The sequence below is a fragment of the Methyloglobulus sp. genome, from assembly GCF_964779595.1.
The window spans coordinates 1-10,389 of record NZ_CBAROL010000050.1; the positions used below are offsets into that span (position 1 = coordinate 1).

Sequence of the window (10,389 nt, forward strand, 5' to 3'; positions counted from 1 at the left end):
ATATGCTGCTTCAACATCAGCCCAAGCGGTAAAGGGGAGCTCACCATGAACACCGTTAACAATAGCCGTCGCAACTTCATCAAAAATTCCGCAACGTTAGCGTTGGGTACTACCTTACCAATTAGCTTGGTTGAGCTGGCGTTTGCAGACAGCAGCGAAAACTTCACCTTTGCCTATATCTCTGATTCCCATATACAACAGATTAAAGGCACGCAATTCGTCAGAAATTGGGATCGTGGTTTGATTCGTGCCGTGGCAGAAACCAATTTATTGACCCCAAAACCGGATTTCGTCATTTTCGGCGGAGATTTGGCACAGCTTGGCAGCAAGGCTGAACTGGATCATGGCGCGGAGATGTTGTCTGCATTAAGCGGTAAAGTGCATCACGTCATGGGAGAACATGATTATTATCTGGATCTTGGCGAATATTGGGAAAAGCTTTTTGGTCCGCAATATTATAGCTTCGACCATAAAGGCGTACATTTCATCGTGTTGAATAGTATCAGAACTTATGATGATTGGACATTCAAGCGCTGGCCGACTAATGAACAACGTATGTTGGAGATGGCTGGTCTTGATAATCCGAATGGCTCGCCTTTTATGGTTGGCGAAGAACAACGCAAGTGGCTCAAGGGCGATCTGGCAAAAGTCGCCAAAGCAACACCCGTCGTTGTATTTTCCCACTCGCCATTACAGAAAATATACAAAGGCTGGAATTTTTGGACGGAAGATGCTGATGAAATACAGGCGTTGCTAAGACCTTTCAAACAGGTCTCGGTTATCTACGGGCATGTCCATCAAATCCAATATAACCAGATCGGGAATATCAGTTTCAATTCGGTGATGGCGACCGCATGGCCGTGGCCTTATCCGCAAGCTTATGCCCAAGCGGAGCAATATTTACCTAAGTTGACCGTGCCGATGAACCGAGCCGATCCGTTTTTCGAACGTGATGCTACTGGCTGGCAGTTCATTAATCTAGCCAATGGCAGGGTTGATCTTAACTATACACTGTATAACAACACCAGCCGTGCGGTGCGGTTTAACCAGGCTAAAAAACACCCGGAAGATGTCGCTTATCGAAGTGATGGTGAACGTACACCGCCGCAAAAGCATTATTAACCCAATTTATTGCATAAATCTAGCGGAGATAGAATATGACTAATTCCAAGATTAAAACAACCACTGTTTTTTTTGGCTTGTTGGCTTGTGCCGTAACGAGCAATATTTCAGCAGATGAATTTACCGATGCCGATGTCAAACGCTGGCAGGAGCAATTTATGACAACTGTCGCTGAAGGTCGTGCCTTGTGGACGAGTCCAAAGCTTGGCAGCAACGGTGTTGCTTGCGCCCAATGCCATCCGAATTCAACCAATACCCATCCCGAAACGTATCCTAAGTTCCAGAAGCAATTAGGTAAAGTCGTGCCGCTGTGGGAGATGATTAACTGGTGTCTTAAAAATCCGCTCGAAGGTCAGCCGCTTGCCGCTGACGATCCTAAAATGACAGCCTTGCAAGCCTACGTCACCTACGAACGGCGCGGGGTTAAGCTAGAGCCGGGTAAGCATTAAGAAATACCAGTTCACCAGAATATTTGCAAATACCCACTAAAAACTGATTTTTATCGACCTGTTGGTATCCAATTTATTTCGATTTCTATAAAAGACGAATAAATCAATACCGTAAACAACGCTATTTTTTGTGAGGTGCAGCCATGAATGAATTGCTAACTTTAGTACCAAACAACAGTTTAATGACAGCAACTCCCGAAGAAGGCAGGCATTTAGCCGTCAAAATGGTTCGGTTAGTCATCAAATTCACACAACCCGACGAGAAAAAGCGCGAATCGCTTCGGGCTGTTTATGCATACGACCCGATGCTGTTGATAGCGGTTTCCCAAATCGTCGCCACAGAATTTGCTACCATTGCGGCGGCAAATAACTACCAGCACACAGATTAACCATATATGCTACCAAAATGCAAAAGGTAGCCAGTCTGATCTTTTATTTCAATTACTCAGGCTCGATAGTTGTTGTAGGTGGCTTTTGATTTTCGCGCTCTAGCCGCCACCTTGGGAGTTGAGCGAAACTGTATCCTCATAGCCCCAATTAACATGGATACCCCTAGCAAGAGGAACGCAAAGACAGCACCTACAAAATTGGTGTAAAAAATAACAAAGCACGACACGGCTGAATAGATAATGGGGGAAAGCTCATACCATATTTTTTCTAACATATTAGTAACCTTTTTTCGATTAAAGTGAGTGTACAGCCAGAAATCTAAATGGCTTGGCTAATAGTTTCCATCACATCAATCTTTTACACAATTAGTAAGAATACCTAGTTGAGTAATAAACAGGTTGCAACTAAGCTATTCAAAGGCAATATCTGAAAAATCCTTAGACGAGTACAGTGTGACCGGAGTTTTTTGGAATGTTTAATTGATTTTTAGTGTAATAGATTGAAACCGTTCATAGCAAATTGGTCGTACTCTTCTGAGGCAAGCCGAAGGACAGAAGCAAAACCAACTTGTTTTAAGGTTTCTTAAAAGCGGATGGTGTGGTTTTGCTTGTACCGCGTTAGTATTCGTATAAAACCTGCTCTATGAATGTGCGACAGCAACTTCTTGATAACTTTCCATCTGGTTAAAGTTAAGGTATCGGTAGGTATCGTCAGCAGTTGCATTGATTTGGTTGGCGTACTGCATGTATTCCTCGAAGGTCGGAATTTTTCCGAGAATCGAACAAACAGCCGCCAATTCCGCCGACGACAGGTACACGTTCGCGCCATTGCCTAGTCGATTAGGGAAATTACGAGTGGAGGTTGAAACCACCGTCGCGCCTTCTTTTACCCGTGCTTGGTTGCCCATGCAGAGCGAGCAACCGGGCATTTCCATCCTTGCGCCAGCCTTGCCGAACATGCCGTAGTAACCTTCTTCGGTCAGTTGATTTTGATCCATTTTGGTGGGTGGTGCTACCCAAAGCCGAGTCGGCAAATCGCCTTTCAGTTTTTCCAGGAGTTTTCCCGCCGCACGGAAATGGCCGATATTGGTCATGCACGAACCCAAAAACACTTCGTCGATTTTGGTGCCGGCGACTTCCGAAAGCGGCTTGATGTCGTCGGGATCGTTCGGGCAAGCCAGTAGAGGTTCTTTGATGTCATCCATGTCGATTTCGATGATTTCGTAATATTCCGCATCGGCATCTGGCTCTAACAAGACAGGGTTTGCCAACCACGCTTCCATGTTCTTGATGCGCCGTTCAATCGTGCGAACATCGCCGTAACCTTGGGCGATCATCCATTTAAGTAAGGTAACATTTGAGGTTATATATTCCTGTATCGGCTCTTTGTTCAGCCGAATCGTGCAACCGCCCGCAGAACGTTCGGCAGAGGCATCGGATAGTTCAAACGCCTGCTCCACTTTCAAATCCGGCAAGCCTTCGATTTCAAGAATACGACCGGAATAAACATTCTTCTTACCTTTTTTGTCCAAGGTCAGCAGACCGCGCTTTAAGGCGGCGTAAGGGATTGCGTTGACCATATCGCGTAAGGTAATGCCGGGCTGCATGATGCCTTTAAAGCGCACCAGTACGGATTCCGGCATATCCAGCGGCATCACGCCTGTTGCGGCTGCAAATGCGACCAAACCCGACCCTGCCGGAAAGCTTATACCAAGTGGAAATCGGGTATGAGAATCCCCGCCCGTGCCGACGGTATCCGGCAGCAACATACGGTTTAACCAGGAATGGATAATGCCGTCGCCCGGACGTAGCGATACACCGCCACGATTCATGATGAAATCCGGCAAGCTATGCTGCATGGCAATATCAACGGGCTTGGGATAAGCGGCGGTATGGCAGAAAGATTGCAACACCAGATCGGCAGAAAAACCCAAGCAAGCCAAATCTTTCAATTCATCCCGCGTCATCGGGCCGGTGGTATCTTGCGAGCCAACGGTGGTCATGTAGGGTTCACAGTAGGTATTCGGTCTTATTCCAGAAACACCACAGGCTTTGCCGACCATTTTCTGCGCCAGCGTAAAACCTTTTGTGCTTTCGGCAACTTCACCTGCCTTTTTAAATACGGTCGATACAGCCAAGCCCAATGACTTCCGCGCACGTTCGGTTAAACCCCTACCGATAATCAACGGAATACGTCCACCTGCGCGAACTTCATCCAGCAACACATCGGTTTTCAGTTCAAACGTACAGACCAGTTCATCGCTATCATGGCGTTTGACGACACCTTCATACGGGTAAATGTCGATGACATCACCCATAGCTATTGCGGTAACGTCGCACTCGAACGGCAAGGCACCGGAATCTTCCATCGTATTGAAGAATATCGGCGCAATTTTGCCGCCAATACAAACGCCACCTTCGCGTTTGTTAGGAATATAAGGGATGTCATCGCCCATGAACCAAAGTACCGAATTGGTTGCCGATTTGCGCGAAGAACCTGTGCCAACCACATCACCCACATAAGCAACCGGAAAGCCCTTTTGTTTCAGTTCGGTAATTTGCTGCTCGGCATTGGTGATGCCCTCGCGCGGCATTTTCAGCATGGCTTTGGCGTGCAGCGGAATGTCGGGGCGCGACCACGCATCCGGCGCGGGCGACAAGTCGTCAGTATTGGTTTCGCCAGTGACTTTAAACACTGTGACAGTCAGTTTATCCGGCATTTCCGGCTTGCTAGTGAACCACTCCGCATCCGCCCAAGACTGGATCACCTGCTTGGCGTAAGCGTTGCCAGCCTCGGCTTTTTCCTGTACATCGTGGAAGGCATCAAAAATCAGCAATGTATGCGATAAGCCTTTCGCAGCAATAGAGGCCATCGCCACGTTATCCACTAACTCGATTAATGGCGCGACATTGTAACCACCCAGCATCGTACCCAATAATTCGGTTGCTCGCGCAGCCGTTAATATGGGCGAACTGACCTCTCCTTTCGCCACCGCCGCCAGGAATCCGGCCTTCACATAAGCGGCTTCATCCACCCCAGCAGGTACGCGGTTAGCCAGCAAATCTAAGATAAAATCCTCTTCGCCTACTGGTGGATTTTTGATTAATTCAACCAAAGCCGCCGTTTGTTCGGCATCCAGCGGTTTCGGAGGAACGCCCTCGGCAGCGCGTTCGGCGACATGTTTGCGGTATTGTTCTAGCATGGCTTATTCCTCTCTACTATTGGATCGTTTCGTATTCCGGTTGATTATTCCATTCTTTACCTAAAAGAAATCTACCATTAGCTTTTTTATTCCGTTTTATCCCATCCGCTCCCCAAGCCCCCCATTGCTTAAAGAAAAATGAAACATTTTGCTCTTCACATTGCCTTTGAATATCAACTGCCCAGCTAGGTTGCATTGGTCTAGCTTTATGACCGCTTTCTCCACCAACAATCACCCAATGAATATCTGTCAAATCTAATTCACCGACATGCTCTAGCAGTGGCTCAATAGAAATAAACCTTATATTTGCACCAATATTTCTTAATACATCAATGCGATGCTTTACTTTAGCTATTTCTACGGTCACACCTAACCAAACATTATCAGGCACATCTTTTCCTTGAAAATATTTTGCTAAGTTTTCTTCCCTTTTTGTCAATATTTGATATGTATGGTGAGGGGTATTACGAATTTTGTTAAAAATTTTATCTAAATATTCAAAAGGCATTTGTTCATGGAACAAATCACTCATTGAGTTTACAAAAAACATAGTAGGCTTTTTTATTTTTGAGGGAACATCTAAACGACTTGGTAAAATTTTAAACTCGAATCCATTTTCATAACCTGGTGTTCCCATAGCCTGCAAGCGGTGAGCCATAACCTCTGCATAACACAACTTACAGCCTGCTGATACCTTATCGCACCCAATTGACGGATTCCATGTTGCCTCAGTCCATTCTATTTTACTGTGTTTCATTTTTCAGAATTTGATATTCAATTTTCTTCTTGTTTTTATAAACATTGTCGTAGGTTACCAAGGGCGATATTCCTTCAAAACTAACTTCTCCGTTTTTCTTCATCCCTTTCAGGCAGTCAGCAGCATGGCTTCCAATATGGCCATGTTCCAATGCAAAGCTGAATAATTCAAAATTGTTTGTTATTGCTTTGTCTAAAACCATTGATCGCACATTTTCTTTAAATTGATCTATTTTTGTAAGCTTTTTATCGAACATATCGTCTTGCTTTTTCGCAAAATCTTCATCAATGTCAAAATCAGCTTCTCCGTTGATTCCATTTCGTCTCCATGCAATTGATAAAAATTTATCTACAGCTCTCAGGTGTGAAGCTCCGAAAATAATACCGTAAATGTTTGATCCTTTTTTTAACGAAAATGGATAGAGTTTTAAATCGGTGTTGCTGGGAAGTTTCTTTCTTAATTGTTCAATAATATTTCGATGAATACATTTATAAGGGTCTTTCCTTGCCAAAGACATATCAATATCGACATGTTCCTTAAATTCTGGCTTGTTACCAAAACGCAAAAAATAAGAAGATGAAACAAAATAAAGGAAATCGGTTTGTTTTAGTTTTTCTAATTCCAGTAGATATTTGTCTGAAAGATACTTTATGCCATTCTGATCTAGGTAAACCAATGAAGGGAACTGCTTTATTGAAGGTATCAATTTCGAAAACAAGTTTTCAAAGTCCTCATTAAAATAGATTATTTCAATAGCTCGCTTAACATCTTGATTATTTTCAAGATACTCCGAGCACGCTTGGTTTAGGAGTTCAAATTTTTTCTGATCTTTCTTCTCTGGCTCAAACTCATTCAGGTAAACTTTAATTTTTACTTTCTGTTTGAAAATATTACCTATCTGTTTTTTGATTTCTTCAAGAATTCGGATTGGACTACCTGGCACCTCATTTTTATCATAGCCAGTCCCCGCAAAGAAATCGAAAATGCAAATAGTAGATACTCGCGGTTGCATCACGAATGTAGGTATCCAAGCCTTTGCATAATCTTGAAATATTTCAAGTTTGGCAATGGTACTGTCATCAAAAGGTTCTTCGTGAAGATCTTTGCGTGCCATAATTTGATTACTGTGTAAAGCTATCTAATGCCTTATTCAAGCCAAATAAAGCTACTCCATCGCCCCAACAATCGCATCGCCCATATCCTTAGTCCCGACTTTGGAGTGCGGGTTCAAATCGGGCGTGACATATTTGCCTTCTTTCACGACTTTTTTAATGGCATGTTCGATACGTTTGGCGGCTTCAAACTCACCGAGATGGTTCAACATCATCACCCCAGCCATAATCACGGCGGCTGGATTCGCTAGGTTTTTTCCGGCAATGTCCGGTGCGCTGCCGTGGACTGCTTCGAATAAGGCTGCATCATCGCCGATGTTTGCGCCAGGAATGAGGCCTAGCCCACCCACCAAACCAGCGGTTAAATCAGACAAAATATCGCCAAACATGTTGGTGGTGACGACGACATCAAACTGTTGGGGATTCATCACCATGTGCATACAGGCGGCATCGACGATTTTTTCATCAAACTGAATGTCAGGATAATGCACCGCCGTTTCCCGTGCGACATCCAGGAATATGCCCTGGGTGTACTTTAAGATATTGGCTTTATGGCAAACGGTGACTTTTTTGCGGTTGTTGTCGTGGGCGTATTTGAACGCATACTCGATCACGCGCTTAGAACCTGACCGTGTTACGACTGCTAAACTTTCGGCAATATCCTTTTTAGGAGTCAGGTAATGCTCAAGCCCTGAATAGAGGCCTTCGGTATTTTCGCGGACGATCACGATATCGACATCATCATAACGGGTTTTGATGCCTTCCCAATTCATAGCGGGACGGACATTGGCATACAGCTCATATTTTTGCCGCAGGGCTACATTGATGCTTCTGAATCCTGTGCCAACCACAGTCGTCAACGGCCCTTTAAAAGCCACACGGGTGCTGTCGAAAGAATCCAGGGTTGCTTCCGGTAGTGGATTTTCGTATTTATCGTATGCTGCCATACCTGCGAATGCTTCTTCCCACTGAATCTTCGCGCCTGACGCATCTATTACCTTAACCGCCTCATCCATAATGGACGGGCCAATCCCATCGCCTTTGATTAGTGTGACTTTGTGCATTCATTTCTCCATAATAATTTCGTCGGTAATCTTAAAAATCTTTGCTGGTATTGGCTTATTTCCATTAAAGAATCGCAAACGTTCAACATTTAATTAAATTATATCCGAATAGACTTGCCTTCGAGTCCAATAATTCATTAGTGGCTGGTGCTATGCAATCTGCACTTAACAGCAGCGATTGGATCACAAAGCCCAATTTCCCCATCCGCAAACCTTACGACCATTGATAAGCGAGACAAAATATGTTATGAATCTATGCCTTATGCTAAACTGAAAGTTCATGTTAGCTTGGATGAAGATTGAAGCATCTTACTAAGTCAGGAAGAGAATCAACCCCAAAACGGTAGCGGGTGAAATCGGTACCTTGATTGATAGGGCGGAGTTACAAACCTAGGTTTGCACTCCAAAATACAACCATCTCATGTTTGATACTATGAACGAAAACCAGCCCACCACCGATTTTTCCGGTTATATCCGCAGCCGTGCCAGGGTGCAAAATCTGAGTATGAGCCAACTTGCACAATACAGCAAAATATCCAGGCAAACGCTATACAAAATTATGAAGGGCGACACCGAAGCAAAAATCTCCACCATGATTCGCCTTGCGTCCGTGCTGCAAATGCACCCTTTGGATTTGCTGAGGGCATTTTTCGGCAACCGGACGCTACCCTTTGGGACGATGGCTTCAGCCAAATACCTCTCCGATGCTACTGGTTTTATTGAAGACGTGACTATCCCGGACAATATGCGCGTTTGGGTAAACCAACCCTTCTTAAAAAGTTGGAAAATACAAAACACCGGAAAAATCCCCTGGGTTGATCGTGCTTTACTGTGTACGGATGAGCAAGTGCAGCTCCGATTTGCCCCTGAAGTTGATTTAGCTTTTAAACCGCCTACACAGGAAAGGCGGCTTCTGCCCACCCAGTCCAGCATTCCGATCCCAAAAACCTTGCCCGGACAAACCGTGCAACTGAGCGTGGAATATATTGCCCCGTCTTATCCTGGCACCCAAATTTCTTATTGGAAAATGGTGGATGAGTCCGGCGAGTTTTGTTTCCCCGATCTTGAAGGGCTGTCTTGCCAAGTGCAAGTGATAGCTATCTGAAGTGTTTTACGTTATAAAATAGCCAGCTAGATACATCGGCAGTGGGTTAAACCTGTATTTTTTGATGGACTTGTCGGCTTCACGCCTGTGAGTCGCGTGTATTTTGGAGAGCAAACCTAGGTTTGCCACTCCGCCCTATCAATCAAGTTACAAATTTCATCACTACCGATGCACCAATAAAAATAATAAAAATTATGGACTATGCCCCCCCCCGCGATCTAAACAAGCGATAGGTAACCTGGATAAGGAATCTCTGAACACGTTGATTCCACTCATGGTTCGACGACCAAGGGAAGTGCCTGTGGTGCAAGCTCACCACGAACGGAATCAGACGCTTGCCGTTCGTCCTGAGCCTGTCGAAGGGCTTAATCAGAGATTCCTTAAAATTTTGTATGGAATAGCATTTGTCCTAGCAGGCATGACCTCTCCCATTATTGCAGTCAGCGAAACCTTAGTTTTAGAACCCGTAGTCGTCACTGCCGACAGAATTGACGGCTATGCTGCCGAAACCGCCACTTCCGCCACCCGTGATGATGCCGCCCTGCTTGAAACGCCGTACTCCGTCAGCGTCATCGACAATGCCATCTTAAAGGACAGTTACACATTGCGCCTGGAAGATGCCGCGTTATTCGCCGCTGGAGTTGAGCAAGGCAGTGGACAAGGCGGCTTCGATACCGATTTGATTATTCGCGGCTTTTCTACTGGCGGTCGTGTTTACCTGGACGGCTTGCTCGACAACCAGAAATTTCAAGTCCGCGATATGGCGCTAGTGGAACGCATTGAAATCCTCAAAGGACAATCTTCAGTATTGTACGGTTCGGGTTCACCGGGCGGCACGGTCAATTACATCAGCAAAAAACCGCAAATAGAAAGCCGACATCAGGTCAGTTTATCGGGAGGCAATTATGATTTTGCCCGTGCTACCATCGACAGTACCGGATCGCTAAATATCAGCAAATCGCTACGTTACAGGATGATTGCCGACGGTCAACTGGGTAATGACTTTCGCGCCAATGTCCAAAATAATCGCGCAACCTTAGCTGTAATGGTCAAGTAAAACCGGACACTTTTTCAGACAGCTTTCCTATAAAAATCCCGTTCATATTGCAACGGGGATTGATAACCTAATTTTGAATGAGATCGTTTGCCATTGTAAAAGGCCAAATAATCAATAACACTCAGCTTGGC

Annotated in this window: 10 protein-coding genes; 5 read left to right on the forward strand and 5 right to left on the reverse strand. The window is 45.0% G+C overall.

What is annotated here, in order from left to right; all coding sequences use genetic code 11:
• The first annotated feature begins 45 nt into the window (after window positions 1-45).
• From AC1YY3_RS12145 to AC1YY3_RS12155, 3 genes are all read left to right on the forward strand, one after another.
• Window positions 46-1,122 carry a metallophosphoesterase family protein gene (locus AC1YY3_RS12145; protein WP_482194512.1) on the forward strand — a complete coding sequence of 359 codons (1,077 nt, stop codon included), beginning with the start codon at window positions 46-48 and terminating at the stop codon, window positions 1,120-1,122.
• 35 nt (window positions 1,123-1,157) lie between these two features.
• On the forward strand, window positions 1,158-1,571 hold the full coding sequence (locus AC1YY3_RS12150; protein WP_481825177.1) for a cytochrome C: 414 nt from the start codon (window positions 1,158-1,160) through the stop codon (window positions 1,569-1,571).
• Window positions 1,572-1,714: 143 nt separating this feature from the next.
• Window positions 1,715-1,960: a hexameric tyrosine-coordinated heme protein gene (locus AC1YY3_RS12155; RefSeq protein ID WP_481825178.1), complete on the forward strand. Its 246-nt coding sequence runs from the start codon at window positions 1,715-1,717 to the stop codon at window positions 1,958-1,960.
• 641 nt (window positions 1,961-2,601) lie between these two features.
• On the opposite strand, the gene acnB is transcribed toward AC1YY3_RS12155, so the two are convergent.
• Genes acnB through AC1YY3_RS12175 form a run of 4 tightly spaced genes read right to left on the reverse strand, consistent with a single transcriptional unit; the run spans window position 2,602 to window position 8,096 of the window.
• Window positions 2,602-5,163, reverse strand: coding sequence for a bifunctional aconitate hydratase 2/2-methylisocitrate dehydratase (gene acnB, locus AC1YY3_RS12160; protein WP_481825179.1), 2,562 nt, complete (start codon window positions 5,161-5,163; stop codon window positions 2,602-2,604).
• 16 nt (window positions 5,164-5,179) lie between these two features.
• The gene (locus AC1YY3_RS12165; RefSeq protein WP_481825180.1) at window positions 5,180-5,920 is read right to left on the reverse strand and encodes a phage Gp37/Gp68 family protein; all 741 of its coding nucleotides are present in this window, start codon (window positions 5,918-5,920) and stop codon (window positions 5,180-5,182) included.
• A complete protein-coding gene (gene tcmP, locus AC1YY3_RS12170; protein WP_482194513.1) occupies window positions 5,907-7,034 on the reverse strand; it encodes a three-Cys-motif partner protein TcmP in 1,128 nt (375 codons plus the stop codon). The genes AC1YY3_RS12165 and tcmP overlap by 14 nt, the downstream gene beginning before the upstream one ends.
• 51 nt (window positions 7,035-7,085) lie before the next feature.
• A complete protein-coding gene (locus tag AC1YY3_RS12175) occupies window positions 7,086-8,096 on the reverse strand; it encodes an isocitrate/isopropylmalate dehydrogenase family protein (protein WP_482194514.1) in 1,011 nt (336 codons plus the stop codon).
• 421 nt (window positions 8,097-8,517) lie between these two features.
• Between AC1YY3_RS12175 and AC1YY3_RS12180 the strand changes: the two genes are divergently transcribed.
• Both AC1YY3_RS12180 and AC1YY3_RS12185 read left to right on the forward strand, forming a co-directional pair.
• Window positions 8,518-9,201, forward strand: coding sequence for an NBR1-Ig-like domain-containing protein (locus AC1YY3_RS12180; protein ID WP_482194515.1), 684 nt, complete (start codon window positions 8,518-8,520; stop codon window positions 9,199-9,201).
• Window positions 9,202-9,475: 274 nt separating this feature from the next.
• Window positions 9,476-10,258: a TonB-dependent siderophore receptor gene (locus tag AC1YY3_RS12185; RefSeq protein ID WP_482194516.1), complete on the forward strand. Its 783-nt coding sequence runs from the start codon at window positions 9,476-9,478 to the stop codon at window positions 10,256-10,258.
• A gap of 14 nt (window positions 10,259-10,272) precedes the next feature.
• Here the strand turns inward: AC1YY3_RS12185 and AC1YY3_RS12190 are convergent, their stop codons facing one another.
• A complete protein-coding gene (locus AC1YY3_RS12190; RefSeq protein ID WP_482194517.1) occupies window positions 10,273-10,383 on the reverse strand; it encodes a hypothetical protein in 111 nt (36 codons plus the stop codon).
• Window positions 10,384-10,389: the final 6 nt, after the last annotated feature.